This window comes from Aurantivibrio infirmus, assembly GCF_054767315.1.
Genome location: NZ_BAAFSK010000005.1, coordinates 228,083 through 254,116 on the forward strand (window position 1 = coordinate 228,083; position 26,034 = coordinate 254,116).

At 43.7% G+C, this 26,034-nt stretch carries 24 protein-coding genes; 4 read left to right on the plus strand and 20 right to left on the minus strand.

What is annotated here, in order from left to right:
• Positions 1-796 precede the first annotated feature (796 nt).
• Positions 797-2,377 (plus strand): response regulator, encoded by a 1,581-nt coding sequence (locus ACYUCY_RS12685; protein WP_460226875.1) that lies wholly within the window; start codon positions 797-799, stop codon positions 2,375-2,377.
• A 73-nt stretch (positions 2,378-2,450) separates the two neighbouring features.
• On the opposite strand, the gene ACYUCY_RS12690 is transcribed toward ACYUCY_RS12685, so the two are convergent.
• From ACYUCY_RS12690 to ACYUCY_RS12725, 8 genes are all read right to left on the minus strand, one after another.
• Entirely contained in the window at positions 2,451-2,876 is a 426-nt protein-coding gene (locus tag ACYUCY_RS12690) for a hypothetical protein (RefSeq protein ID WP_460226876.1), read from the minus strand.
• Positions 2,877-3,056: 180 nt separating this feature from the next.
• Positions 3,057-3,443, minus strand: a complete 387-nt coding sequence (locus ACYUCY_RS12695; protein ID WP_460226877.1) for an SseB family protein — start codon at positions 3,441-3,443, stop codon at positions 3,057-3,059.
• Entirely contained in the window at positions 3,436-3,672 is a 237-nt protein-coding gene (locus ACYUCY_RS12700) for a hypothetical protein (RefSeq protein WP_460226878.1), read from the minus strand. The genes ACYUCY_RS12695 and ACYUCY_RS12700 overlap by 8 nt, the downstream gene beginning before the upstream one ends.
• Complete coding sequence (locus ACYUCY_RS12705) at positions 3,672-5,318, minus strand: hypothetical protein (protein ID WP_460226879.1); 1,647 nt, start codon at positions 5,316-5,318, stop codon at positions 3,672-3,674. Before ACYUCY_RS12705 ends, ACYUCY_RS12700 begins: the two co-directional genes overlap by 1 nt.
• A gap of 493 nt (positions 5,319-5,811) precedes the next feature.
• Positions 5,812-6,078: a MoaD/ThiS family protein gene (locus tag ACYUCY_RS12710; protein WP_460226880.1), complete on the minus strand. Its 267-nt coding sequence runs from the start codon at positions 6,076-6,078 to the stop codon at positions 5,812-5,814.
• A gap of 33 nt (positions 6,079-6,111) precedes the next feature.
• A complete protein-coding gene (locus tag ACYUCY_RS12715; RefSeq protein ID WP_460226881.1) occupies positions 6,112-8,388 on the minus strand; it encodes a xanthine dehydrogenase family protein molybdopterin-binding subunit in 2,277 nt (758 codons plus the stop codon).
• The gene (locus tag ACYUCY_RS12720) at positions 8,378-8,923 is read right to left on the minus strand and encodes a (2Fe-2S)-binding protein (protein ID WP_460226882.1); all 546 of its coding nucleotides are present in this window, start codon (positions 8,921-8,923) and stop codon (positions 8,378-8,380) included. Before ACYUCY_RS12720 ends, ACYUCY_RS12715 begins: the two co-directional genes overlap by 11 nt.
• On the minus strand, positions 8,916-9,806 hold the full coding sequence (locus ACYUCY_RS12725) for an FAD binding domain-containing protein (RefSeq protein ID WP_460226883.1): 891 nt from the start codon (positions 9,804-9,806) through the stop codon (positions 8,916-8,918). Before ACYUCY_RS12725 ends, ACYUCY_RS12720 begins: the two co-directional genes overlap by 8 nt.
• A gap of 345 nt (positions 9,807-10,151) precedes the next feature.
• On the opposite strand from ACYUCY_RS12725, the gene rimO reads away from it, so the two are divergent.
• Positions 10,152-11,486: a 30S ribosomal protein S12 methylthiotransferase RimO gene (rimO, locus tag ACYUCY_RS12730; protein ID WP_460226884.1), complete on the plus strand. Its 1,335-nt coding sequence runs from the start codon at positions 10,152-10,154 to the stop codon at positions 11,484-11,486.
• Between the two features lie 19 nt (positions 11,487-11,505).
• Here the strand turns inward: rimO and pdxR are convergent, their stop codons facing one another.
• The gene (gene pdxR / locus ACYUCY_RS12735; protein WP_460226885.1) at positions 11,506-12,969 is read right to left on the minus strand and encodes a MocR-like pyridoxine biosynthesis transcription factor PdxR; all 1,464 of its coding nucleotides are present in this window, start codon (positions 12,967-12,969) and stop codon (positions 11,506-11,508) included.
• Between the two features lie 136 nt (positions 12,970-13,105).
• On the opposite strand from pdxR, the gene ACYUCY_RS12740 reads away from it, so the two are divergent.
• On the plus strand, positions 13,106-13,765 hold the full coding sequence (locus tag ACYUCY_RS12740) for a pyridoxamine 5'-phosphate oxidase family protein (protein WP_460226886.1): 660 nt from the start codon (positions 13,106-13,108) through the stop codon (positions 13,763-13,765).
• 24 nt (positions 13,766-13,789) lie between these two features.
• Here ACYUCY_RS12740 and ACYUCY_RS12745 read toward each other — a convergent pair whose 3' ends face one another.
• The 6 genes from ACYUCY_RS12745 to ACYUCY_RS12770 all read right to left on the minus strand — a co-directional run bounded on the left by ACYUCY_RS12745 (position 13,790) and on the right by ACYUCY_RS12770 (position 21,091).
• Positions 13,790-14,230 carry a VOC family protein gene (locus ACYUCY_RS12745; protein ID WP_460226887.1) on the minus strand — a complete coding sequence of 147 codons (441 nt, stop codon included), beginning with the start codon at positions 14,228-14,230 and terminating at the stop codon, positions 13,790-13,792.
• Positions 14,231-14,260: 30 nt separating this feature from the next.
• Complete coding sequence (locus ACYUCY_RS12750; RefSeq protein WP_460226888.1) at positions 14,261-14,878, minus strand: glutathione S-transferase family protein; 618 nt, start codon at positions 14,876-14,878, stop codon at positions 14,261-14,263.
• Between the two features lie 70 nt (positions 14,879-14,948).
• Positions 14,949-16,376, minus strand: coding sequence for a hypothetical protein (locus tag ACYUCY_RS12755; protein WP_460226889.1), 1,428 nt, complete (start codon positions 16,374-16,376; stop codon positions 14,949-14,951).
• A 450-nt stretch (positions 16,377-16,826) separates the two neighbouring features.
• Positions 16,827-17,339: a hypothetical protein gene (locus tag ACYUCY_RS12760; RefSeq protein ID WP_460226890.1), complete on the minus strand. Its 513-nt coding sequence runs from the start codon at positions 17,337-17,339 to the stop codon at positions 16,827-16,829.
• 334 nt (positions 17,340-17,673) lie between these two features.
• Positions 17,674-17,997 (minus strand): hypothetical protein, encoded by a 324-nt coding sequence (locus tag ACYUCY_RS12765; RefSeq protein WP_460226891.1) that lies wholly within the window; start codon positions 17,995-17,997, stop codon positions 17,674-17,676.
• A gap of 727 nt (positions 17,998-18,724) precedes the next feature.
• Positions 18,725-21,091: a membrane-bound PQQ-dependent dehydrogenase, glucose/quinate/shikimate family gene (locus ACYUCY_RS12770; protein ID WP_460226892.1), complete on the minus strand. Its 2,367-nt coding sequence runs from the start codon at positions 21,089-21,091 to the stop codon at positions 18,725-18,727.
• 263 nt (positions 21,092-21,354) lie between these two features.
• Here ACYUCY_RS12770 and ACYUCY_RS12775 point away from each other — a divergent pair, with 263 nt between their 5' ends.
• The gene (locus ACYUCY_RS12775) at positions 21,355-21,798 is read left to right on the plus strand and encodes a VOC family protein (protein ID WP_460226893.1); all 444 of its coding nucleotides are present in this window, start codon (positions 21,355-21,357) and stop codon (positions 21,796-21,798) included.
• Between the two features lie 26 nt (positions 21,799-21,824).
• Here ACYUCY_RS12775 and ACYUCY_RS12780 read toward each other — a convergent pair whose 3' ends face one another.
• The 5 genes from ACYUCY_RS12780 to moaA all read right to left on the minus strand — a co-directional run bounded on the left by ACYUCY_RS12780 (position 21,825) and on the right by moaA (position 25,527).
• Complete coding sequence (locus ACYUCY_RS12780) at positions 21,825-22,136, minus strand: DUF1244 domain-containing protein (RefSeq protein WP_460226894.1); 312 nt, start codon at positions 22,134-22,136, stop codon at positions 21,825-21,827.
• A 38-nt stretch (positions 22,137-22,174) separates the two neighbouring features.
• Positions 22,175-23,380 carry a molybdopterin molybdotransferase MoeA gene (locus ACYUCY_RS12785; protein ID WP_460226895.1) on the minus strand — a complete coding sequence of 402 codons (1,206 nt, stop codon included), beginning with the start codon at positions 23,378-23,380 and terminating at the stop codon, positions 22,175-22,177.
• Between the two features lie 14 nt (positions 23,381-23,394).
• Positions 23,395-23,892: a molybdenum cofactor biosynthesis protein B gene (gene moaB / locus ACYUCY_RS12790; RefSeq protein ID WP_460226896.1), complete on the minus strand. Its 498-nt coding sequence runs from the start codon at positions 23,890-23,892 to the stop codon at positions 23,395-23,397.
• Positions 23,893-23,988: 96 nt separating this feature from the next.
• Complete coding sequence (gene mobB, locus ACYUCY_RS12795) at positions 23,989-24,501, minus strand: molybdopterin-guanine dinucleotide biosynthesis protein B (RefSeq protein ID WP_460226897.1); 513 nt, start codon at positions 24,499-24,501, stop codon at positions 23,989-23,991.
• Between the two features lie 39 nt (positions 24,502-24,540).
• Complete coding sequence (gene moaA / locus ACYUCY_RS12800) at positions 24,541-25,527, minus strand: GTP 3',8-cyclase MoaA (RefSeq protein ID WP_460226898.1); 987 nt, start codon at positions 25,525-25,527, stop codon at positions 24,541-24,543.
• Positions 25,528-26,034: the final 507 nt, after the last annotated feature.

Sequence of the window (26,034 nt, forward strand, 5' to 3'; positions counted from 1 at the left end):
AATTGAGCCTCTTTCTATTCTTCTAAAACTTCTGGATTTCACTGTGGTAGGACTTAGTCGAAGCGGTAGTAGCTTCGGGGTCTTTTTACTGCGCCGCTAAATGGGTCTTTGGGGTTCGACCACGTAGCATTTTTTAGTTCGGGTTTGCTTTTAGTTGATAAGCTCAAGTTGAAAATAATTAGATAAATTAACATCTGATACTATGTTTCGGCACTAGGGTTTCTTAAACAGGATTTTGATCTTCTTCAATTTCAGTTTTGTTTTTATTTTTTTTTAAATGAGAAGGTAGCACTGAATTACTACTTAATTCGTACATTTTTCTCTAGGTCGACAATACTTTACATGTTCAATACAAACAGCATGACGTATTTAACATTTTGACATGAGTACCATTTTGCCAACTTCTCTATAATCCCCTCCGCAAAAAAAATCTTTGAGTGACCAAAACTTTGCCAGCGGTACTCGCAAAATAAAAGATTTTAATTCGCCCTCAATTAAGTCCCATTTGACGCAATGTCAGTAGTAATAGGAGTTAAGGCCTACTTAGGCCAGAAGATACTTAATTCAGTATGTGGTGGTGATTCATAGCCTTTATTGATGGCTAAATGACAATTGACTACCAAACCAGTTGAAAAAATTGAACCTCTAGTGCTATTGGAAGCGAAGGTTAGCATTCGTCCTCGGTGCTAGTGCCTTTAGTTGTAGTCTGGGCGTGTAAATTCAACGATCTGAAGTTAAATATTTTTTATTATGAACGTGAAAATAACAACTGATTTATCTGTAAAGGATTATACCAATGACTACAGCACAGGTACTTATTGTCGACGACTCTAAGACTGCACAATTAAAATTAAAGAGATTGTTAGAAAAATATCCTCTAGTAATTGATACGGCTTTTTCGGCTGAAGAAGCAATTAGCTTCTTAAGTTATAACAGTCCATCTCTAATTTTTCTTGATCACCACATGCGGGGAATGGATGGACTCGTCGCGCTCAAAATTATTAAAGATAATCCAAAGACCGGTTCTATTCCGGTAATTATGTATACCTCTGAAGGTGGTGCGGAATATATTAGGCAAGCTAGGGCGCTTGGTGCGATAGATATTTTAACCAAAGGAGTAATGGATCCACTAGAGTTGGAGATTATTTTGGGGAAGGTGGATATTTTCCCTGCCGAAGACAATGATTCAATTATTGCGGATGTGATTGCCGGTGTAGACCTTGAGAGTGAGGTTGCAGAAACGAAAAAAATTCCACAAGTAGATTTTCCATCGAAGCCTCCGTTTGAGTTTCAAGCCGAGAGAATGGAAGTTAAAAATCAGATGAGCCGATTGTTTGAGTTTCATTCTGAAACCATGCGAAGAAGGCTCAGTGAAAGTACTGAAGAAACAATTTTACAATTGACGACTTTGACTGAGCGCTTAATTAATCAGAAAGTGAATGAAAATATTACTTCAACAACAGAAAACTATTACGCAATTGACGAAGCGCATAGAACGATAAAGAGTTTGGAAAACAAAGTCTCAAAATTAATATCTGCCGCAGCGATAGTCTTCGTGCTAGCCGTAGGCCTAGTTAGTTTTCAATTTTATCAACTGCAAACGTCGTTGAAAAATTCTAATCAGGAGTACTTGGCAAATCTTCAATCGCTAAAAGCAGACTTGGTTGCTGGCATGGCGATGCCTGAAGAGAGTGCTTTAGTATCGGATACAACTAATCTTAATCAAGATAAACCTTTAGGGTCGGCCTCCGCGGAAACAAATTCGCCAAATACTTCCGCATCATTAGAGGGAGCTGCGAAGCAAGAACCATCTCAGCAGGCCTCATCCACTTCTGTAGAGTCGACGTCGCTGAGTTCGCGGCAGGACAAGTTGGAAATTGCAATGTCCAGCGCACTGACTTGGGCGAATGATACCGACTTACGATTTGACTATGAAGAAATCCCTCTGAATCAATCTCAAGTCGACAAGATTGGTAAGTTCGTTGCAATTCTGGATGAAGCGAATTTTTCAGGGACGGTAGAAATTGATGTTAATTTTGGCAATTTGTGTCTCGAACGAGATGAGTACGGCACGCTTAGCTTGGCGCGGAGTGGGTTACCCATCCACGATTGTTTGATGTCGTCCGACTTAGAGATTGATTATAGATTTGCGGATTATCGAAGCGTTCCTTTGTTAAGGTTCAAAGGAGCAACACCTTCAATTAAAAATGGTGATATTGAATTGAAATTGGTATCGAGTGGACTGAACAAACCTCAATTGGATTATCCAAGAAAGTCTGACATGGCTACGGCTGGAGAGTGGAATTCAATCGCCCTCGATAACAATCGACTTGATATAAGTGTCAGAAACGAATCCGTTGCTCGGACAGATTATTAATTGAGAGTTATAGAGAACGTAAAAACAGGATAGCGATTGAATCTTGGTGTTTGTACTGAACCGAACCCTAAGCCTAGAGCTTTCGATACCCCGTATTGATGTGGCTGAGCGTTCGTTTAGCGCCATCAAGCTCCAGTACAATTATTTTTTCGTAAGCAGTGTCTCTGTTGAGATCAGTGAATAGAGGGATATTTAGCTCCGCAAAAAGATGATTGACAGCTTCGATACGATAACAAATTACTGATACACCCTGCTCAGGGCAAGCGGCTAAAGGCTTCTTGGTGGTAAATTCAGATTTGTCGAAATAATTTGGCCTAATGCCTTTTCTTATAGAAAATGATTGAATTGTATCTTTACAGCGTTGTTCTTTATCGCAGGCGATGTAATCGACGTCTTCCCGAATTAAAATCGCAAGCTTGGCTGCGAACTCTTTTCCTTCAGAAGATAATTGTTGCGTGTCGTAGTTTACAAGTCCGTGTCGTACAAAATAAATCTTCATAAAGTCCTTTTAGTTGTTTAACTGATCACTGAGTTTTTGAGCGTTGCTTATTTCAGGTGAAGGCCGCTAAATCCGTAAATCATTATTGTCTTTAATATATTTTGATAGTTTAGAAAGGGTAGGTTTAAATTTTATATAAATACATGTTTTAAGTATTAAAGCAAAGAAAATACTCAAAAGCTAAGTAGAAAAATCTTTAGCAATTTCCAGAATTCCTCTTGGTGATATATCAAAGCCACTAGAGAATCCAGGATTAATAACTACACCATTTCCTTTAGGGATTCTTTTAACTAATTCGATTCCTTTTAGGGATAGGCAATATTGAGCTTTATCTTTATACAAAGTTGCACGGGAAAACGAAGTAAAAATACCAATCATCGTTGTGGAATTTTTATCGAACAGCAACGGAGTTACACCGGTGCCGTCAGGCATCACTTCGGTTGCACTAGGCATGATGATCTCTGATTCTAAAAACTGTTTGATGAAATACTTAAAATCTATTTTTTTTTCTTGCGTTTTTACGAGCAGTTCTTCAATTTTGTTTTCTGGGAAAAATTTTTCATTCATCTTGGAGGCCTGCGTTATCGAATGCGTTTGGGTACATTCTTTTTGCTTGTTCTTCTTCAATTACATCAGCGTATCGTTCTAATTGCTCCCAGTATGCCCCGCAAGCTGAACATTTGTGAAGACGTGAATGTAATTCAAGATTGACTGCCAGCTCGCTTGGCCGCTGTCCTGACTCCCAAAGAGCGCGGCAAACTCCACATCCTTTTAACTCCCATTGGTTTCTTTTCATTAGAATTTCCTAATTGGCGACCATTCGCCATTGGGACCAAGTTTAAACAACACTGAACCTGTAGGTACCGCTTCTCCACCGGGAATTACAAATTCTCTAGTGGGGTTCACTAAGTACCCGGCATTCACCCCGTCACCTGTTTTAACGGCAGTGTGTCCGCCTTCCAGAAAGTGAGGCCAGTAACCTGCATCCTCAGCCGTTGGTTTTAACAGTGATTTAGTATCTATTGGGAAGCTTATTCCATAGATGTCGCCATCGTTTAAATAAGCTGCTTCTGCTGACGGCGCTCTCCCTGTATATAGAGCTGCATCCGCCGAGTTTTTTACCGCCGTTGAGTCTTCAATAGGCATTAAAAAGAAGGGGCTTTCTTGTCTTCCGATAGTCGCGTTTTCACGAGTATAATAATTCAAGTTGTCCTCGCCAAAAAATGCTACTCCGTAATCGCTACTGTCTTTCTCCGGTAGATCTTCCAATTCACGTCTCGGCTCAACCCCCAACTTCCCCGACTCGGGAATCTTCATTGGCTCAACCGGCGGTAAGTCTAAATGTTCGTCGGGGATTTTCGTATTACTTTTTAGTAACTTTGCGAGATCGCCCATTAGGTCGATGGATTTTGCGGTAAAAGGCCCTATGTTTCTCGCGACGGCAGCGCTTCCACGCGCGGCATTCACTGTTTTTGCGGCGCTTGACGCGGCTACTCTAGCAACATTGCCAGCACCCGCGGTGGCGAGGGCGATGAGTACTTCAATTCCCACTGCGCTAATGATTCGAATGCCTATGGTTCGAGTATCTCGGTAATGAATACTTTGGTAAAGGCTGTCGAAAAAGTCGTAGAGTAGGGCTTGGGATTGCGGATCTTTATTTAAACGCTGAAGAATGTCGTAACCTTGTTTTGCTTTGGTGATAGCGTCTTGAACTGAATTAACCGTGTCGATACCCAGTTGCAGAAGTTGATCTTTGATGCCCTCGAAGTCACCAGTAACTGCTTTGCCAACTATATCGAGTTGGAATTCGACAATACTGCCGACCAACTTTACTGCAAAGACGCCGATTTCCCAGAGGCCAACGATAACGTCTATGACGGTGTCAACGACAGCGACGCCTTCGTCATAGCGCTCAACCATTTCACGAATAATGACTGATCGATCCCAATGCAGTTGATCAGCACTATCTTTTCCTAACCAGCGGGTGCCGATAACCCTGCCAAGCTCCTCAGCCAGTTGATTTCGAGTTGCAAGGACTGGCTCACCGGAATCATAAAAGCCTTGCGACTCATTCATTAGAGGATCGTAGGGGTCGCCTACGCGAGTCAGTAGATCTAATTCGAGGACGAAAACTTTGACTCTTCCCGAAAGAATAAGATGTTCTACTTCAGGGAGAAGTTGAGAGCCAATCCCAGGGTTTGGGAATTCTCCGTGATGGATGCGATAAATTTCGGTTAGGGCATCACGATCAAATTGAACCAATTCATAACTCAACTCCACACTATTGAAATTGATGTTTCCGCTAAAGCCTTCACGTTTGAGAATCAGCCAGTATGAGGGATTGTAAATGTGATCGGCAAACAACCAAATACGAGCGTTCATAACGAAGCCCACCATCCGATCTTTGATGGTGATGGGCACATTGATAATGCTGCTCCCCATAATTATTTATTACCTTGTAAGGCAAAAATATCGGGGAGGATGTGAGATTTTTTGGAAAGGTTAAGCAGTCGAGAAGCCAATGACATGTGCACATCCTTGTTGCTCTGTTATGACGGGATGTTATCCGCGTCGGGTATTACAACCCATCCTTGAATAGTTTAACGACAAAGTCGCTAAACGATTTTTAGCGCCATCTTTGATTAAAAGTTGGCGCTAGAAACTGGTCACGGCGAAAATACCGAATTCACGCGTCGTTTCTTACCAGCTCGTCGACATTAGCTTGCCAATAAAATAAACCGCGAGAATGTAAAGGAGAGTAACAAAATTACTTAACTAAGAGAGTGATCTTCGTCGCGGTTTTCGCGCCTCTTTTCTAATTATTGAAGAAAGCGTGGCAGCGATAAGTATGAAGTGTGAGAAAGTAAGTTAAGAGAACGACTGAATTGTTTGCAATACGCACAAAAAAGATATCTGTTTCGTGAAGGGTTAAAAATTAGCCGCCTTCAATGGCGGGCAAAAAATATACTTCACTATTTTCATTTAATTCTTCGAACCAGGCTTCAGAGAAAATTTCGCCATCGATCGCAACGGCAACTCCGCTGTCGAGTTTTCCCGCCAAACTTGGGAACTGTCGGCAAAGTGTTACGCTAATTTCACGAACATTTTTGCCATCAACATCGAGTACATCATTTTCTTGCACATTTAATTCTTTTGAAGATATTAAACGGGCAAGAAAATGATTGAAGACTACTTTTGCCATAAAGGTATATTAGAAAACTTTTTTTAAATAAATTTAGAGATTTTTCTCAATGACTTCCAACATACGCGGTGGCGACATGGGAAGATCCAAGGGGCGAACATCGATCGCATTATCAATTGCATTCGCAACCGCTGCCATCACAGGAACGATGGGTACTTCACCAACACCGCGAACACCAAAGGGATGCCGCTCGTTAGGAATCTCGACAAGCACGGTATCTATCATGGGCAAGTCGGAAGCGACCGGCATGCGATAATCTAAAAATCCAGGGTTGAGTAATTGTCCTTTATCACTGTAAATATATTCTTCATTTAAAGCCCAACCAATTCCTTGCGCAACCCCGCCTTGTAATTGACCTTCAACATAACTGGGGTGAATTGCACGACCAACATCTTGAATCGCAGTGTATCGAATCACTGAAACTTTCCCTGTTTCTTTATCAACTTCAACATCGCAAATATGGGTACCGAAGCCAGGTCCGGCACCGTTCGCAGTTAAACTCACCGAACTACTTATCGGCCCGCCGGTTTTAGCAGCGGATTCCGCTAATGCTTTTAAACTGATGCTTTGGGAAAGTTCAGCTTCTTCTTGGCCACCGACGCTAATTGATTCGTTACGCGGCCCAATTGCGGCACCATTTTCCCAGCGAACCAATTCTGCTTCGATGTTCCATAATTTTGCTGCGCGCTTTTTTAAATCATCAATAATATTGTTGGCGGCGTCGACAAGAGCCATGCCGACCGAATAAGTAACTCGACTGCCCCCGGTATGCAAACTGTAACCAATGCCGCTAGTGTCTGCGATGATGGGCCTTACTTTTTCAACATCAATGCCAAGAACTTCTGCGGTCATCATTGCCAGCGATGCGCGCGAGCCACCGATATCTGGATTGCCAGAGATGATTGAGGCAGTACCGTCTTCGTTAATATTAATTGCGGCACTTGTCGGCCCGCCAATATTAAACCAAAATCCGCTGGCGACGCCGCGGCCTTGATTTTCTTTTAAAGGTGCAGAATAGTGCGGATGGTTTTTAGCGGCCTCTAAAGTTTCAATAAAACCAATGTCACGAAACTTAGGGCCGTAAACCGTTTTGGTATCTTTTTTGGCTGCGTTTCTTAAGCGAAACTCTATTGGGTCGAGACCAATTTTTTTCGCCAACATATCTAAAATACTTTCAACGGCGAAGGCTATCATTGGTGCGCCGGGTGCGCGATAGGCCGCCGATTTTGGTCGATTAACAACAACGTCATAGCCTATTAAATTTACATTTAATAAATCGTAACAAGCGAAGGCGGTCATGCAGCCAAGCATAACGGGGGAGCCGGGAAACGCACCGGCTTGATAAGCGAGTTCACCTTCGGCGGCAGTGAGTTTGCCGTCTTTTGTTACACCGACTTTTAAACGAATTGACGAACCTGACGTCGGTCCTGTTGCGCGAAAAACATCTTCCCGCGTCATCGTTATTTTTACTGGTCGGCCACTTTTTTTGGCGAGCAATAATGCGATAGGCTCAAGATAAATTGTCGTCTTGCCACCGAAGCCACCGCCGATTTCCAGTTGCGTCACTCGCACTTGGGCAATATCAATCGCTAATAATTTTGCGCAGTAGGCGCGAACCATAAATTGGCCTTGGCTACTACACCATACTTGCGCTTGTCCGTCGGCGCCAATTGTCGCGAGTGCGGCGTGGGGTTCGATATAACCTTGGTGAACAGCAGCAGTGGTAAAAGTGTGCTCAACTATTTCGTCAGCTTCAGCAAAACCTTTTTCTACGTCGCCGTCACCTTGACGAACTTTTTTGGCAATGTTCGAAGGTTTGCCATCGCTCTTGATTGATTCATGCAATATCGGCGCGCCATCTTGCATCGCTTCAACAACATCAATGACATGAGGTAAAACTTCGTATTCAACATCGATTAATGCGAGTGCTTCATCGGCGATAAGGTCTGACGTGGCAGCAACGGCGGCAACGGCGTGACCATCGTAGAGTACTTTTCCGCGCGCAAGAATATTCGCAGACAAATCTTGAAAGTTTGGCGGCTCACCATTGTGCATGGCTTCGTCGTCCGGAATATCTGCCAAATCGTCTGCGCTTACAATTGCTTTTACGCCGGATAAGGCAAGGGCTTTTTCAGTGTTGATTGAAATTATTTTTGCATGAGCGTGAGGGCTGCGTAAGATTTTGCCGACGAGCGTTCCCGGTAAGGTAAAGTCCGCACCAAAACTTGCGCGTCCGGTAACTTTTTCAACACCATCAGGTCGAATGGTGCGCTTACCAATCCACTTAAATTCTTGTGCTTCACTTCCCATTAGATGCCTCCAAATTTCTCATGTCTTCCGCAGTTTCCATGACGGCGCGAATAATTTTGTCGTAGCCGGTGCAGCGACATAAATTGCCCGCTAACCAATAACGCACTTCGGTTTCTGTCGGATTGTTATTTTTTTCCAACAAAGCTTTCGCTGCAATTAAAAATCCTGGTGTACAGATACCACATTGTAGCGAGGCATTTTCCAAAAATTTTTGTTGTAAAGGGTGGAGCTTGTCGGGGCTAGCCATACCTTCAATGGTTTGAACTTGTTTACCTTCAAGTTCAACGCCGAGAACTAAACAGGAACAGACCAAACGATTGTCGAGCATAATGCTGCACGCGCCACAATCACCCGAAGCGCAACCTTCTTTGCTACCAGTAAGATTTAATTTATTTCTCAACACATCTAAACAGGTGTCCTGCACTTCACATAAAAACTCCACTTCTTCACCATTGATGCTCGTTGAAACATGTTGCTTTGAAGAAGGCTTATAGTGTTGAACGCTATTCTGTTGATTAATTTCGTTACTAGACATGGTTAACTCCTGAATCTAATCCCAAGGCGCGGTCGCGGGCGATTAAAGCAACGCGTCGAGCAAGAACACCAGCAATTTTAGTGCGGTAAACAATCGTTCCCCGTTTGTCGTCTATTGGCTTGCAAGCTGCGCTCGCTGCGCTTGCTAGCGCATCCAAGGCTTTGTCATCTAAGGATGTGCCGATTAACGCGTCGGCGGCTGCTTCGACGAGTAGGGCAGTGGGGGCTACGGCTCCGAGAGAAACTCGCGCTGCAATACATTTAACGTTTTTCGCATCGGCGCTATCTAAGGTTATATTAATGCCGACACCAACTACCGCAATGTCCATTTCAGTTCGCGGAATTAAACGTAAGTAGGCGTCGCCGGAATTTTCAGGTCGCTTAGGAAAACGAAAACTGACAATAAATTCGCCCGGGCTTAAACAATTTTTTCCTGGTCCGGTATTTACTTTTTCTACGGCTAATTCACGTTCGCCATTCGGTCCAACAATTCGTGCGATGGCGCCAGCTGCAATCATTGCGGGGACCGAATCCGCTGCCGGTGAGCTATTGCATAGATTTCCCGCCAGCGTTGCGCGACCTTGTACCTGGGTAGAGCCGATTAGGTCAAAGGCCTCGGCGACGCCAGGCCATAGGGTTTTGGCTTGTTGATGTTCATTAAACTCCGCGCCCGCAACGGCCGCGCCAACAATGAGCTCGTCGTTTTGAAAATGAATACTGCGAGTTTCCGAAAGATGTTTGATGTCCACAATGACATCGGGTTTTTTGATGCCCGCTCGCAACTGCACAAGTAGATCGGTACCGCCGGCGAGTACATAGGCGTTTTGGTTTTGGGAGAGACAACTGATGACATCAGCGATTGAGCTTGGAGCCTCATAGCGCATAGCGTATTTCCTTGCGAATTAATATACGGATCAAAATTTTGAATCTATCGACGGAGCCAATTCAGGCTATTTATACGATTTATAACAACAGCTTATTTATTAGATTAAAGCGCTTGGCTTCTTTGGCAAGCCCGTAATATAACGCGGAATCACCTGATATGCCTAACGCCCTGAGAAATTTAATTGTGAGCTGCGCAAACAATAAACGGCTGCAAATTGAATCTTAAGTCGATAGAATTGCGGCCCTTTATCATCCTTAGCCCATCAGGCTCATTCCCAGCGAACGAGCCTTGTGCATATAGAGTGATCATCACATTCCATAAGCATTTTTCTGAGAAGTAGCGTATGAGTACCAAGAGCCCAACAGTCGGTTTTGTTAGCCTCGGATGTCCGAAAGCCCTGGTGGATTCTGAGCGCATTCTTACTCAGTTGAAAATGGAAGGGTACGAGGTGTCGCCAAGTTACCAGGGCGCGGATGTTGTCGTAGTAAATACCTGTGGGTTTATTGATAGCGCTAAACAAGAGTCTTTGGATGCTATTGGTGAAGCGATTAATGAAAATGGCAAGGTCATCGTGACGGGCTGTTTAGGTAAAGAAGAAGGTGTTATTCGTGAGACTCACCCCTCCGTATTAGCGGTAACTGGGCCCCAACAGTACGAGCAGGTTGTGGGTGCTGTGCATGAATTTGTGCCTCCCCCTGTTGCTGATAAACATAATCCTTTCGTTGATCTCGTTCCGCCTCAGGGCATTAAGCTGACACCACGACATTATGCTTACTTAAAAATTTCTGAAGGCTGTAATCATCGCTGTACCTTTTGCATTATTCCTTCAATGCGCGGCAATTTGGTCAGTCGTCCGGTGGGTAGCGTGTTGGATGAAGCTGAACGTTTGGTGAAGGCGGGAACCAAAGAATTATTAGTGGTCTCACAAGATACTTCGGCTTACGGCGTGGATATAAAATACCGAACTGGATTTTGGCAAGGGCGGCCGGTTAAGTCACGGATGAAAGAAATGTGTGAAGCGATGTCGGAACTCGGAGTTTGGGTGCGTTTGCACTACGTTTATCCTTACCCTCATGTTGATGAAATTATTCCTTTAATGGCGGACAAAAAAATTCTACCTTACCTCGATATTCCTTTTCAGCATGCGAGCCCAAGCGTACTTAAAAACATGAAGCGTCCTGCACACCAAGAAAAAGTGTTAGGGAGAATTAAATCTTGGCGAGAAATTTGCCCTGACATTACCTTGCGTTCAACATTTATTGTTGGCTTTCCTGGAGAAACAGAAGAGGATTTTCAGATGTTGATGGATTGGTTAGATGAAGCGCAATTGGATAGGGTCGGTTGTTTTAAATACTCGCCGGTTGAAGGTGCTATCGCGAATAACTTGCCTAACCCTGTTCCCGAAGAAGTGCAGCAAGAACGTTGGGAAAGGTTTATGGAAAAACAACAAATAATTTCCGCTGCACGATTGCAAACCAAAATTGGCAAGACACTCGATGTCTTGATCGATGAAGTCGACGAGCAAGGTGCGATTGGTCGAAGCTATGCCGATGCACCAGAAATTGATGGCGCAGTTTACTTGAATGATGAGTTTGCGTTAAACCCTGGTGATATTGTCCCGGTTAAAATTGAACACGCCGACGAGTATGATTTGTGGGGGCAAGTTGTAGACGAATAACAAAGGTTGCAAATAACCTTCAGTCTACGCTTCTAAACGCGTCTTTGAGCAAAAGGACGCCCTTTTTTAAATCCTCGATAGGTACACCCGCATAGCCAAGATAAAGTCCCGGCGCGGTATTCCTGCCTGCAAAATATCGATTAAGCGATGTAATATTCAGCTTTCGTTGCTGAGTCGCTTCTAACAACTTTTTTTCATTAATTTTTTTTCGAAAAAAAGCGGGAAACTGCATCCCCGCCGAGGTTGCTGGAATTGATAACCATTCATGAAGATGGTGTTCCGCTAACTCAAGCAGCAGCGCTTGCTTACGTCCATAGAGCTTGCGCATTTTTCTGATATGAGAACTAAAAAATCCTTTCTCGATAAACTGTGTCATCGCTGCTTGCAAAAGCAAGGGCGCGTCTTGGCCGGTTTTTCGCAATGCGCTGGCGAAAGCGGAAGACAAATTTTCTGGTACCACTAAATAGCCTATGCGCAGTCCTGGAAACATGACCTTAGAAAGAGTTCCCATATATAAAACACGCCCTTGTGAATCCAAACCTTGTAAAGACGATAGCGGGCGATCGTGATATCGAAATTCGCTGTCGTAATCATCTTCGATAATAAAAGCGTTGTTTGTGTTCGCCCATTCAAGCAAGGCTAAGCGTCTTTGCAAACTCATGGTTACACCGAGTGGAAACTGATAAGAGGGTGTGGTGTAAATTAATTTCACCGCAGACTGTTGTTTTTTGTTGAGGGCATCAAGTCGTTCAACTTCGAGTCCTTCTTTATCCACAGGAATGGATAAAATTTTTGCGTTCGCCGCGAGAAAGCCGTCATTGGCGCCAAGATAACCGGGCTCTTCCATCGCAATATATTCGTCGTCTTCAACCAACAGCCTCGCCATCAAATCCAAGCCGGCTTGGCTGCCGTTTACAACGATGATTTGTTCTGGATTGCATTTTACCGCACGCGATAACTCCAAGTAATCACGTAGTGCAGTTTTAAATTCTAACAATCCGCCTTGATCTTGGTAGCTCATGAGTCCCGGTGTCAATTTGAGATTGGTTTTCTGTAAGCATTGTTGCCACTGTGAGTAGGGAAACACACCGAGGTCGGGTAAACCTGGAACAAAAGATGGATTTGGGTTTTTAGCGACAGGACGAGATGGACGCGCCAGTGCTTTACCACGATTAGAAAGCTGAGGTATCACGGACGGGTGCCGGCGTGGTCTTTTTGCAAGTATTTCAAAGCTATCGGCGGGTATTCGTGCCGTTACGTAGTATCCGCTATTGGGCCGAGATTCAAGGTAACCCTCAGCTTGTAACATGTCATACGCGGTGTTGACTGTGTTGCGGGATACGCCTAACTCCGCGCTTAGTTCGCGAGTGGCCGGTAAGCGCTGTTCCGATTTGTAGGCGCCGGATGTAATTGCGTGACGGAGGGTTTCAAACACTTGTCGGTAGAGCGGGCCGGAACCGTTGGAGGCTAGAGTTAAAGACATAGAGTTAAGAACATAAAATTAGCATTAAAAATTGGCACTAAGATTATAGTAAAAATTGGATCTTATAAAGTACCAATATCCTTAGCACAATGAACCTTCAATTTAGCTTTAGAGTTTAATGAGGATGTCCGCTGCGATGGGAACAAATACAGAAAAATCTACCGTGATTCGCGGTGCAAAACGCGCGAGTTATGACGAAGAAAGCATTTACAAAATTTTAGACGCGAGTTTCTTGTGTCACGTTGGCTTTACTGTAAATGATGAAGCGAGAATTATCCCAACTGCTTATGTGCGAATAGAAAATTCAATTTATATTCATGGGAATATCAAAAATCAAATGATGACAGTGTTACTCAGTGGGCAAACTGCTTGTGTGGAAGTGACCATTGTTGACGGTATGGTACTAGGCCGTTCTGCATTTCATCATTCGGTTAACTATCGCTCCGTCGTTTTTTTCGCGAAAGCAGAAGCAGTGAAAGGACAAGATAAACCGAAAATTTTAGATGCGCTGATTGAACATTATGTTCCGGGACGCTCGACGTATATTCGCGACCACTTAGAAAAAGAACTTGAAGCAACCCTGGTTCTAAAATTGGAGATCGACGAAGCTTCTGCAAAGATTCGCGGCGGTCCGCCAGCCGATAACGAAAAGGATTATGAGTTAGATACTTGGGCGGGGGTGTTAGAAATAAAGTCGGTTATTGAAAACGTACATCCCTGCCCACGTTTGAAAAAAGATGTGCAGGTGCCTGACCACGTTATTCAATTTTGCGAAAAATTTAAATTCACAGTATAAAACGGGATTAAGTATAAAGCGTTTTTACCAAGTTCCTGTGTTTTCCATTGAAAGCCAGGGTTCGGCGGGTTCGAGTGCTTTACCTTTTTGCAGTAGTTCAATGGAAATATTGTCCGGCGATCTAACAAAAGCCATGCGGCCACAGCGGGGAGGACGATTAATTGTCACGCCCTGGTTTTGTAATTTCTCGCAGAGCTCATAAATATTATCGACTGCGAAAGCGAGATGACCAAAATTTCTGCCGCCTTCGTAGTTTTCGCTATCCCAGTTGTAAGTCAATTCAATCGCAGGAGCGCCTTCGTTTTCGAAGCGCTGTTTGTCATCGGGGCTCGTTAAAAAAATCAAGGTAAAGCGACCTTGTTCAGATTCGCGACGACTTACTTCAACTAAGCCGAGTAAGTTGCAATAAAAATTGAGCGAGGCATCTAAATCGGATACGCGAACCATCGTGTGTAAGTATTTCATTCTAAACTCCGAAAATTTTTAGTGGATCAACTACATCGCGTATTGTGCATACTTAGCGCTTTGTCTCTGATCAATCAGCTTAGACCATTGTTTAAAAGGAGAATCTTCGAGGGTAATCATTTCGAAAATTGCCGCGAGTTGCAAACCACAGTACGCCGTTATATCCGCAATCGTAAAACGATCACCAGCGATATAATGCTGTTTAGCAAGAACGTCATTCAATAATTCAATGGTAGCTAAAACTTTATTTTTGTGGAAAGGCCCAAACTCAGGGATTTGTTTAATACTGTCTTTAAAAAATGGATGGGTATGATGACCGAACTCGACAATCGGAATAAAAAATCCAAGCTCCATACGGCGTTGCCACATTTCAATAGTAGCTTCTTCAAAGGCTGAATTGCCTAGTAAATTATTATCAGGGAACTGAGACTCTATATATCGGCATATAGCGGTTGATTCGCAGAGTGCTTTACCGTCTTCAAGTTCCAGAATAGGTACTTGTTTCAGCGGGTTCAGGTGTTTAATTTTTTCTAAACTCGCTTTATCCATACCAATATTAGTGGTTTCGATCCTAGCGTTTGCCTTTTCGGCGATAAACATTTCCACACGTTTACCATTCGGTGCTAATGGAAAGGTAATGAGTTGCATTATGATCTCCCAAATAAAAAAGCACATCGATCGACAACGAACGATGTGCTTTTGAACTTAAACCGGAAAATTATTTGTTGGAATCAGTTTGGGGTTTTGCATGTTCGTGAACAGGGCCAAAGTCGTCTTCAGCATGGCCGGGGATAAATACGCGCGGGCCACAAAGAACGATAATTGAAACCGCGCCAATCAACAAACCTTGGAATGGTGGGAATAAGCTAAAGGCCATAGCTGTTATTACCATGGCACCGCGTTCTGTTGCATCTTTTACTAAAGACAGCGCTAAGGTTGCGCAAGCGAAACCGGTAAGAATTAAAGTGACGGCTAAAGCCAATGGCAACAGTGGCTCTAACAAAGTCACCAAGGGCAAAACGATATAAAGAATAGGTAAACCGAACACATAAAAACTACTCATGCCATCGAAAAACGAGTCCATTTTGTCGCGACCCATAGCCCATTTTTTTAACAAAATGACCTGGATTCCTGTCCACAGTACGCCCTGGGTAGGATAGAAGGGGGCGATGATTGACATAATGATGTTGCGAATACCTGTCGCCATATGAGCACGACTGTTGTTAATTTCGAGCGTTTCATCGGGACGAGCTTCTTGCGCATGCTCTATCATTTCATCACCGGTAACGACGTCACCGAAAAATAATATGTAGGTTATGAACGCTAACGGTAAGGCTTGAATGAAAAGTGAAATAGAAGGGAAGCCGATTGAAAATGGTGAGGTTTTTTCCCACAGGCTTGGAATAGTTGCGCTTAAATCCAAAATTCCAGGAGTAATTTCGAATTCAAATTCACCCGTGAAGTAACCGACAACGCCAGCAATGACAAAACCCGGTAATAAACCTAAGCTCGCAAGCCGAGCCAACCATTTGAAATCTCCTAGTCGCTCCTGCAGGGGTTTCGAAAACGCAAAGATCATACAAATCGCTACGCCCAAGGTGCCAGCAATAGCAGCACCCTCAAATACGTTTGCGCTATCGCCCGGTTTTGTAACTCTCATAAAGGCGGCAATAGCAGCACCCAAGATAATCCCACCTTTAAATACATTCGGGACTATTTTTACAAGCTTCGCACCGAGCCCAGTAACGCCAAGAATTATTAATATTGCTGCAAAATCGATAGCGAGGGCACTCATCGATTGCCATATTAAATTAGGGTCATCAGAGCCAGCTGTCACGCCGCCCACGAAAGTCAGCACAAAGGGAATAGCTGGGGTGAGCCAGCCTGGGGCATAGGGATCGCCAAGAAATAAAAATGAGCTACAAATCAAAAGACTATGGAACATCGCCATAGTAACGGCTTCATCAAATGACAAACCAAAACTGGTCATGATCGGTACAAGAGCGAGGCCAGTTGCGCCGGAAATCGCAAAGCCTTGTAATAAATCTGGCATTGATAGTTTCGTATGAACAAAGGGAATACGTATTACAAACGGTCCCCACTTAATACCCGGCTGGATTCCCCCAGTTGCACGATTCGATGACATAGTCGGTCTCTCTTATTAGTTATATGAATGTGATTACTGCGTTTCTATTTATTTTATTTTGCCATTAGTGCTATCGACCTGATTGCCGAATTATTTTTGACAGATTTTTACGCACTTTTAGGTCGGTATATTTGTTGAAAACCCAATAGCATTTTTATTTTTAAAATGGTACCAGATAGCAATCCAATCATTTTCTGATGCGTTTGCTTATTGTTGCTATCGATTTGATTTTGACCCAAATTTGGCAGATCTTACCACAAAAATTCAGGGCCGGCCGTTGTCGTTTAGTGTGGAGATTGAAAATATATCAATGAGTTGTGACCGTATAGTGCAATAGTTCCTTCACACTTCCGTAAGGGCGGGAAGTGTTGAATGGATGTCTTCTTAGGACGACTGCTGAGGGAACGAAGGGTAGGGAAAGGGACCAGGTAGGAAGCCTGGTCCCTAGGTTTAACGATTGGGATCGGAGGGTGTTGGTGACAATTCGCCGAATTTACCACCCGTTGGTAGACCTGGCTTAAATACGATATGGCAAGCTTCACAGACTTCTACAATGTGATCACCCGCGATGCTGATCGCTTCAATATCGCGAGACTGGACTGCGGCAGAAGCTTCTTCTCCAGCGCTCACCAATTGTTTGGCAAACTCCGACCAGCGCGGGTCTGAGGTCCAGGTTTCATCTAAAGGTCCCGTGCCTGGAATTTCCAGCAGTTTACCGCCGAGCTCCAATTGAGCGGCTAGATATTCTAGATTGCGCCATTCTTTCTCAGTCTGTGGATTTTGCCACGCAGCAACCCAAAGAGGATCGGCAGCTTGATTCACTAAAGCGACCATGACGTCATTGAGACTCAAGGGCAATTTAGCTTGCGCGGACTCCTTTTTTTCACAGGCACTCGTAAAAATTCCGCAAATACCAACTATTAAAATTAACTGAACGACTGTTCGAAAACCGTGTTTGCTCATTTTGTCTTCCTCGCATCAAAGGTATAGGGAGCCTTTACTAAGCTTCCTTTAGCATTGTCTAAGACTTGAAGTTTGGAATGATGATCTCGATCAATTGGATTGCTTAAATCTGTCTGCGGACTTTAGATAGGAAGATTTATAATGGGATTGTTACGTTTTCTTGATCGACATTTAGGTAGCAGAATTTGGTTGGTAGCTGAGTACCGTATCCGAGAATAAATACAAATAGGGAGTGCGCCGGTTCAATTGATCGGGAAGAATGAAACTTATGGAAGTTAGAGCACTACTTTTTATCAAGAGCAACTAAAAAGCAGTGCGCATTATATGCTGAGGTTTAGGTCTCAATAGCGCGTGTAATTGAGCGAATAAACTCATGTTCTCCGGAGCAGGTACCGGTACCGCGGATGCTTATTTTCTCGCCTTTCGTATATGCAGATAAAGCGCGGTAATATATTTTTCCTTCGCCATTGGGTAAAAGAAAAGTATCGGAATCTCCACAAGCATTATTTACTCGTCTATCGAGGCTGATGTAAATTTTTCCGGATGAGTTTGTCGATATCTTTTCAATTGTCGTGGCTTCTTTGCGTGAATCAGAAAAACTGTTGCTGGCGCTTAATAAGAAGCTTGCTCCTATTGCGAGAATTAGTTTCTTTTTCATCTTGTTGCCCCTGGTAAAAGATCGTTGAGTTTGAGTATCGTTTAAGGATATTCAAATAAGTCGTTTCAAAAAGTAGATATCCAATCCAAACAATCGTTCTTTAGCACAAAATAAAAAATTGCTTGTGACTTTATTTTTGGAAAACGGCTTTTCTTATCACCGAGTTTATAAGACGTATGTGATCTGTCAACGTGAACCCGTAGCTTGATTTGTTCTAACAATTATGCGCGGCGTGTAAAGCCCAAATTTAAAAGACGTCTTTATGTCCTTGTTGTTGGAAAAACTAAACTTGCTATGAAAATTTGAATAAACACTAATAGAAATGATGATAATAATAGGTGGTTCGCAAAGTTTTTAGCATAAAAGAAAGAGAATCGTGGTTTTGATGTGTCGCTAGGTTGGGATTTTTATTTAATTTTAATATTGAATTTATTTTTCGTGGACTGATAAACGCGGCAATAAGAAAGGTGACTGGCTAGGGCTATTTAACAAAATAGAGCAAAAAGAAAAGTGAGGGGCGACCGTTTGGTTTTTCGATCTTTAGAGTGTGTTTAGAAAAGGTATTAAAAAATTAATTTCATACGAATTTGTAATGACAAGGCCCGACACACTCACTTGGTTGCAGGTGAGTGTGCTGCGGGAGATCGTGCTACAAGTCATTGCTCGAAGGTCATTGTAAAAGTCATCGACGTGAATCGTTATTGTCTGTCTATGCCAGTTGTCGAACTTATTGTTGTTTTAGTCGATAAGCAATGACATATCCACCTTCAGGATCTTCATCCTCTGGGAGTAAGGTACTGGGTCCGCCAGCGCTACTTCGACCATAGACCGGTGTGGTGATAACAATGGTTTGTTGTTTTGATTCCGGCGAAAGATAGCTCATAGGTGTTGCTTGCGCGGTTGTCGGAAGTTTTGTTTTCCAAAGTTCTTTTCCTGAGTTGATGTCAATCGCTCTTAAGCGCCGATCTAAAGTTCCACCAATGAAAATCAGTCCACCTTTGGTTACCATTGTTCCTGCACTAATTGGTGTTCCGACGGTAATAGGTAAGCCGGATTTAATACCCAGAGGACCACTATCATTAGCCGTGCCGAGAGGGCGTTTCCATACGGTCTTACGCGTTTTTAAGTCGATAACAGCCATTACGCCGTAGGGTGGTTTTGCACAGGGCACCTGCAAAGGTGACATAAACTGCGATGTTGTGGCGCCGTATGGAGTGCCGAGTTGTGCGGAGCCACGAGCACCTGCGTCCATTTCCGCACGAGGAATTAAGCGCACACGATTTGCCATAATCATTGGGCTGGCTACGAGTAATTTATTTTCTTCGTCAACAGAAACACTTCCCCAATTGAAGCCGCCTGCGTTGCCGGGAAACTGAATGGATAATTCGGTGCCTGTTGGTGTGAAGTGTCCATCGTAGCGTGCTTGTCGAAAGGCAATGCGACACCACAGTTGATCGAAGGGAGTAACACCCCACATGTCTGCTTCAGTTAAGTCGTCACGAAAGTGTGGCATGCCCACTGAAAATGGTTGTGTTGGGGCGAGCCAATCCTCAGGAACACCACCATCTTGCGGTACGGCTCGCTCTTCGACCTCCGAGATGGGTTCACCGGTGACGCGATTCAGTAGGAAAATTTCTCCTCGCTTGGTGGCTTGGATTAATGCAGGCGTTACGCTGCCGTCGTCTTCAGGCAAATCAATTAACACCGGTTGTGAGGGAACGTCATAATCCCAAATATCGTGGTGGACGGTTTGAAAAGACCAGAGTACTGATCCGTTATTGCCGTCTAAAGCGACGACTGAGCTGGCATATTTTTCCGAAACATCTAATCGCAAACCGCCAAAATAATCCGGTGTTTCGTTTCCGGTAGGCGCATAAACAATTCCGCGTTCTTTATCGACACTGAAAAGCGTCCAAACATTTGGTGTTCCATTTGTATAGGTTTCGCCATTTTGCGGTTCGGTATTTATACCTGGTCTGCCCATATCCCAAGCCCAAGAAAATTTGCCAGTTAAGGCATCAAACGCTCGGACAACGCCGGAGGGTTCTTTTACTTCGCGATTATCCAGAACCCAACCACCCACGACTGCATTGCCGTTAACAATTGCTGGAGGGGAGGTGACGAAATAGTAAATAGGGGGTTTCGTTCCCATATTTTTTGATAAATCAACTTCACCATTGCTACCAAAGTTTGTGCAAAGCGCGCCCGTATCAGCATCAACCGCAATCAATCGTGCGTCAGTTGTTGCGGTCAAAATACGCGTAGGGCATTCCCCGGAATAATCATCAGGTGCTTCGAAATAAGAAACGCCTCGGCAAGTGGTTGTAAAGTACCGAACTGCGAGTAATTGGTCTGGACTTATCTTTGGGTCGTATTGCCAGCGAAGCTCGCCGCTTTCGGCATCGAGAGCGATGACAATATTGCCGCCACCACACATAAATAATTTATCGCCAACTTGCGTTGGGGTTGCTTTGAAAACACCGCCCACTTTCGTACGATAAGTCCAAGCAACTTCTAAATTCGAAACATTTTCTGTATTAATTTGCTCGATTGGCGAATAACGCGTACCACCATCGGTGTTCCCGTAGCTTGGCCAATCCGTACGTTCATTGACGACGGTTGCAGTGCTTGGAGTCGGTGATATTGACGAGAGTTGATAATCGTTAGCTTTAATAATTCCGCCAGCAATGACGACGACAAATATTCCGGCTACCGCCCAGGTTCCGGTGCTGGTTAATATTGGTGGAGCGGGATTCGGAGCGTGTAGCTTGCGGCGAACTGACGGTGTGAGTAACCAAAGTCCGATCACCGAAAATGTTGCTACTCGTGGCAGAAGAGCCCATAAATCCAAGCCGACTTCCCAAACTCCCCACAACAAACTGAGTAGGATTAAACCGCCATAAAGCCACGAACCTAAGCGTTTTCCTTTTCGAAGTTGAACTGCACTGGCAATTAGAATAACGCCGGCCAGTAAATAATAAAAAGACCCGCCTAGATAAATGAGATAAATACCAGCGCAAATAAATACGAACGCAATTGCAAGAAGCAGTATCGGAAAAGCTAACATGGATGAGTGTTTTTCACTTTGGCTCATGAGAATTGCCTTTTTTATTATTCAGTTGATAGGCCTTGCGGGACTATACGCTAGATTTTAGTTGCTCTCAAAAGCTTTACCGGCTTAACGACGGAAATATAGTATTCGATACTTGAGTTGCGTAGAATCCGTAAAGGTTATTTGTATTTATAAATAAGTGGTGGTGATAACAAAAAACTTTGCGATCTTTGGCGTAAAGAAGGATTAAGCCTAATTGCTGCGGCAGAATAAAATGATCAGATTTTTACGAGACTAGTAAAGCTATGAACGAGTTGGTTGAAAACACATTAAGTCCTTTCCATCTGGCAATACCGGTACATGATTTAGAAGCTGCGAAGGAATTTTATGGTTCTGTGTTAGAAAGTGAGGAAGGGAGAAGTAGTGACTCCTGGGTAGACTATAATTTTTTTGGCCACCAATTAGTTTGCCATAAATCACCAGGCAAGAATGTGCGGAACGATATTAGCCATGTCGATGGGCACGGTGTGCCTGTTCCGCATTTTGGTATTGTCTTGGAAATAGCTGAATGGAAAAAATTAAGAGACAAACTGATTGCCAAAAAAATTCAATTCGTCCTCGAACCGATGATTCGTTTTGAGGGCGAAGTTGGTGAGCAAGCAACGATGTTTTTTCTAGATCCAAGTGGAAACGCCTTGGAGTTTAAAGCTTTTAAGAATATCGCAGAAGAGCTCTTTAGAAATAAATAAAAACGTAAACTATCCTCGGTGATAAGTTAAGAGTGTTCTTCTTTTTGGTGTTGTTCAAATTTTTCCATTTGCTCAGGAGTCGCTTCGGTTTGGTATTTTTTCTTCCACTCGGGGTAGGGCATACCGTAGACCATCTCGCGAGCGCTTTCATAATCGATATCTATATTTTTTTCTTCCGCCGCCGCGCGAAACCATTTACTTAAACAGTTCCGGCAAAATCCAGCAAGTGTCATCAGCTCGATGTTTTGCACATCCTTCCTACTGTCTAAGTGTTCTAATAACCGTCTAAACGTTGCAGCTTCTAGTTCTGTTTGTGTTTGAGCGTCAATATCTTTCATTTTTTTACCTCGAATTTCGATATTTATAATTGATAAGCTTACAGCCCAAATTGGTCGTAAGAAATAGTTTCAAGTAAATCGCCGTCATTCACTATCGTATCCGCAGGAATTACCGCCAAAGCATTCGCCCAACTTGTTGACGAAAGTACGCCGGAATCTTGGCTGCGAAATAAGGATAGCTTTCCGTTGTCGATCCGTACGCGGATGTATTCTTGTCTTGAATGTGTGCTGGTGATGGAAAAGTTTGTGGGAAGGCGTTGTGTTTCAAGCTTCGCAGATGCTTGAGTTCGGCCTTGGCAGAGCAATAAAAATGGGCGCACAAGTATCAGAAAAGTGACGAAAACCGCAACGGGGTTTCCAGGTAAGCCGAAGAAAGCCGCCGTTTTGTTACTGCATTGTAGCTGACCGAAAGCGAGAGGTTTGCCCGGTTTGATTTTAAGCTTCCATAAATTTAACTGGCCAAGATTGCTGACAGCATCCTTAACGTGATCCTCTTCACCGACAGAGACGCCGCCGGTTGTAATCACCACGTCTGCAAGTTCACTTGCTTTGCGAAGCGCTTCTTCAGTTCCCTGTAAATCATCGCAAATGTTACCGCAGTCAATGACGTCAGCATTAATACTGTCTAGCAGTCCTTTTAAAGCGAAACGGTTAGAGTTGAAGATTTTCCCTGGACCCAAAACGCTCCCAGGTTCAACTAACTCATCACCCGTTGATAATATGGCCACTTTTATTTTTCGTATTACCGGAATCGTCGCAATGCCCACGGAGGCAAGCATGCCAAGGTCTTGTGGAAGCAATAGATGCCCAGGTGCAAACATTTCAGTCTGACATTTAATATCTTGGCCGCGGCGACGAACATTGGCACCTATAGCCGGCGGCTGAATAATTTTTACTTTGTCACCCTCGGCCACGCAGTTTTCTTGGATAACGACGGTATCTGCACCTGGCGGTATTTCACTGCCAGTGAAAATTCGAGCTGCAGTTTTTGGTTGAAGTGCTTGCGGCGGGTGTCCGGCGGGAATGCGTTGGCTGATGACGAATTCAGTTTGTGCTTGTAGATCTTCTCCGCGGATCGCGTAACCATCCATTGCACTAGCGTCTGCATTTGGAACATCGACCAACGCTTTCTGCGCTTGCGAAAGAACGCGGTGACGCGCTTCCATTAAGGAAATTGTTTCACTTTCCGTAATAGGCTTCGCCTGTTCGAAAAGTAATTGGAGTGCTTCGTCTATTGTGATCATTGACACTAAATTTTTTAAGACCTTAAAAGTTCGACAAAATTGCAAGGTTTGTGAGTGCTTGTGAGTTGATCGGCAAGTATCTTTTCCCAGGCTAGGCGGCAAGCATTTGTAGACCCGGGTAGGCAAAAAATAATTGTCTTATTGGCTAAACCTGCAAGTGCTCGAGATTGAATGGTGGAGTTACCAATCTCTTGATAGGAAAGTTGACGAAATAATTCGCCAAAACCTTCGACGGTTTTGTCGAACAAAACACTAACTGCTTCTGGCGTACTGTCTCTTTTTGCAAATCCAGTACCGCCGGTAATCAATACCCCTTGCACGTTTTCATCGGCTATCCATTGCGATACTTTGAATCGAATTTGATAAATATCATCTTTTACAATCTCATGGGCAGCTAGTGTGTGCCCTCGCTTAAGCAATTCGGTCTTAAGTAGCTCACCAGAGGTATCATTCTCGAAAGTGCGTGTATCAGATACCGTTAGCACCGCAAGATTTAGAGAGGTGGGATTCATGTTGTGACCTAGTGTAAATAAGAATTAATGGAATATCGCTTAAAGGCTTTGTCTTGGTTTTTTAAATTGCTCTTGTTGACCTTACTCGCGTTTAAATTACTCGTGCCGAGCGTTATCTAAAATGAAATCGCAAATGCTAGAAACATCTCCCAAAGAAAACACCGGCCCATTACAGTTGTAATCTTGCTTATTAATTTGAGCATCGGTCGCTATTGCAACGATAGGTTGTGCTTGGTCGGGTAAAGGTTCGAGATTATTTTGCTGGCGTACAACCACAAGTTTAGGATGATCTGATAATTTAAATCCCTCGACGATAACGATATCAACGGGGTCGAGTTTTGACAGTAAGCATGCCAGAGAGGGTTCTTTTTCGTTGTCCTCGATTTCATGCATTAAAGCCCAGCGCCTGTGCGAGGCCACCAATACTTGGTTCGCGCCAGCTTGACGATGCTGAAAGCTGTCTTTGCCGGGATGGTCGATGTCGAACTCATGATGCGCGTGCTTAATGGTCGCTACACTAAGGTTTCTTTCGGATAACTCGCTAATTATTTTACTGATGAGTGTGGTTTTGCCACTATTCTTCCAGCCAATAATGCCAAATACTTTCATTAAACTTTTCGTACCATTCTTCGTTTATTCTCTTTGTAATTAACCGCCCGTTGTATTCATCATGCGAACAATCTGTGGTTCATCATCATGAGTAAAATAATGCCGTTCGGGTTTGATTTTTATTGCATCGACGATGGCTTGTTTGAGTTTTTCGCGGTCACCAGGATTAGCACGTATAACTGCCCTTAAATCAACGGAATGTTCGTTGCCTAGGCAAAGTAACAGGCGACCTTCTGCAGTTAGTCTCACTCGATTGCAGGTTGCGCAAAAATTTTCGCTATGGGGTGAAATAAAACCAGCTCGCGAATGGGTGTTTTTAATTTGCCAATATTTAGAAGGGCCGCCGGTAGAATCGTTTAATTGTTCTATTTGAAATTCTTGACTAATTAAATTACGTAAATCCTGGCTGCTACAAAACTCTTCGCCACGAATGTGATCGGTAATAGCGCCGAGGGGCATCTCTTCAATAAAGCTAATATCTAGTTCGTTATCGACTGCAAAGCGAACTAGGTCAACAACTTCATCTGCATTTCTATTTTTCAAAATGACGCTATTTAATTTTATTTTTTCAAAGCTAGCTCTCTTTGCCGCTTCAATGCCAGCGAGTACTTGTTTTAGATCACCAACGCGAGTAAGTGCGCGAAAACGATCTTCTTGCAGGCTATCTAGGCTGATATTAATTCGCTTAACACCGGCGTCGCGTAACTCCTGCGCTTTGGAAACCAATTGCGAACCATTCGTAGTGAGTGTTAATTCTTCCAACTCTTTGAGTTTGCCGATTTGGTCAAATAAAGAAATGACATTGCGACGTACTAAGGGCTCGCCGCCAGTAATGCGAATTTTTTTTGCGCCGAGTTCAACAAAAGCTGTTGCGACTTCTGCTAATTCTTCCAAAGTCAGCAATTGTGAGCGAGGGAGAAAGCTCATTTCTTCCGTCATGCAATAAACGCAGCGAAAATCACAGCGATCCGTTACTGAAATACGCAGATAGTCGACGACGCGTTGGAAAGGATCAATTAGGGGCATGAAATGAGCGCCGTTAGTCTTTGGTTTTAGGAAAATACGGACATGGTTCTTAGCATACAGGCCACCATGGCCATACTGAGTCAGCGGATTCTTTGAAGAGTTCCTGGTGACGAGATGTCGGCCATTGTACCAATGAAAGCTTGCGAAAAGGTACTGTCGGCTCGAAAGCACTTATATAGGGATAATTGCGCGGATACGTTTTTTTGCACCAGGCTTAGGCACAGCAGCCGCACAACAGTGCGTCATGCAATGTAGCATGCGCACCAAAAGTGCCCCAAAATCGTGGTGAAACCTTGTATCTTATTGAAAATAAAAGAGAATATTCTGGTGCATGCTTGTGGCATCATCCTTGCTAAGTGGATAGCTATAAATATTTCAGTCTAATTTAGAAAATATAGAGAGAGTAGATCTGGAAGGTGGGTCTGCAGTCTGTTGGGTTGATATTAAGTCGTGGTTTGCACGCTTGCTGTCAAAACGGCGGTTTACGCCAACAGCTTAAAACATTTA

Excerpts from the sequence above, each read along its gene's own strand:
- moaB (WP_460226896.1), bottom strand. The coding sequence starts at position 23,892 with ATGAATCCCACCTCTCTAAATCTTGCGGTGCTAACGGTATCTGATACA.
- ACYUCY_RS12720 (WP_460226882.1), bottom strand. The coding sequence starts at position 8,923 with ATGTCTAGTAACGAAATTAATCAACAGAATAGCGTTCAACACTATAAG.
- mobB (WP_460226897.1), bottom strand. The coding sequence starts at position 24,501 with ATGAAAGTATTTGGCATTATTGGCTGGAAGAATAGTGGCAAAACCACA.
- ACYUCY_RS12755 (WP_460226889.1), bottom strand. The coding sequence starts at position 16,376 with ATGTCATCGAATCGTGCAACTGGGGGAATCCAGCCGGGTATTAAGTGG.
- ACYUCY_RS12785 (WP_460226895.1), bottom strand. The coding sequence starts at position 23,380 with ATGATCACAATAGACGAAGCACTCCAATTACTTTTCGAACAGGCGAAG.
- ACYUCY_RS12765 (WP_460226891.1), bottom strand. The coding sequence starts at position 17,997 with ATGAAAAAGAAACTAATTCTCGCAATAGGAGCAAGCTTCTTATTAAGC.
- ACYUCY_RS12700 (WP_460226878.1), bottom strand. The coding sequence starts at position 3,672 with ATGAAAAGAAACCAATGGGAGTTAAAAGGATGTGGAGTTTGCCGCGCT.
- moaA (WP_460226898.1), bottom strand. The coding sequence starts at position 25,527 with ATGCCCCTAATTGATCCTTTCCAACGCGTCGTCGACTATCTGCGTATT.
- ACYUCY_RS12695 (WP_460226877.1), bottom strand. The coding sequence starts at position 3,443 with ATGAATGAAAAATTTTTCCCAGAAAACAAAATTGAAGAACTGCTCGTA.
- ACYUCY_RS12750 (WP_460226888.1), bottom strand. The coding sequence starts at position 14,878 with ATGCAACTCATTACCTTTCCATTAGCACCGAATGGTAAACGTGTGGAA.
- ACYUCY_RS12705 (WP_460226879.1), bottom strand. The coding sequence starts at position 5,318 with ATGGGGAGCAGCATTATCAATGTGCCCATCACCATCAAAGATCGGATG.
- ACYUCY_RS12725 (WP_460226883.1), bottom strand. The coding sequence starts at position 9,806 with ATGCGCTATGAGGCTCCAAGCTCAATCGCTGATGTCATCAGTTGTCTC.
- ACYUCY_RS12710 (WP_460226880.1), bottom strand. The coding sequence starts at position 6,078 with ATGGCAAAAGTAGTCTTCAATCATTTTCTTGCCCGTTTAATATCTTCA.
- ACYUCY_RS12740 (WP_460226886.1), top strand. The coding sequence starts at position 13,106 with ATGGGAACAAATACAGAAAAATCTACCGTGATTCGCGGTGCAAAACGC.
- ACYUCY_RS12760 (WP_460226890.1), bottom strand. The coding sequence starts at position 17,339 with ATGAGCAAACACGGTTTTCGAACAGTCGTTCAGTTAATTTTAATAGTT.
- pdxR (WP_460226885.1), bottom strand. The coding sequence starts at position 12,969 with ATGTCTTTAACTCTAGCCTCCAACGGTTCCGGCCCGCTCTACCGACAA.
- ACYUCY_RS12745 (WP_460226887.1), bottom strand. The coding sequence starts at position 14,230 with ATGAAATACTTACACACGATGGTTCGCGTATCCGATTTAGATGCCTCG.
- ACYUCY_RS12775 (WP_460226893.1), top strand. The coding sequence starts at position 21,355 with ATGAACGAGTTGGTTGAAAACACATTAAGTCCTTTCCATCTGGCAATA.
- ACYUCY_RS12780 (WP_460226894.1), bottom strand. The coding sequence starts at position 22,136 with ATGAAAGATATTGACGCTCAAACACAAACAGAACTAGAAGCTGCAACG.
- ACYUCY_RS12715 (WP_460226881.1), bottom strand. The coding sequence starts at position 8,388 with ATGGGAAGTGAAGCACAAGAATTTAAGTGGATTGGTAAGCGCACCATT.
- ACYUCY_RS12770 (WP_460226892.1), bottom strand. The coding sequence starts at position 21,091 with ATGAGCCAAAGTGAAAAACACTCATCCATGTTAGCTTTTCCGATACTG.
- ACYUCY_RS12690 (WP_460226876.1), bottom strand. The coding sequence starts at position 2,876 with ATGAAGATTTATTTTGTACGACACGGACTTGTAAACTACGACACGCAA.
- rimO (WP_460226884.1), top strand. The coding sequence starts at position 10,152 with ATGAGTACCAAGAGCCCAACAGTCGGTTTTGTTAGCCTCGGATGTCCG.
- ACYUCY_RS12685 (WP_460226875.1), top strand. The coding sequence starts at position 797 with ATGACTACAGCACAGGTACTTATTGTCGACGACTCTAAGACTGCACAA.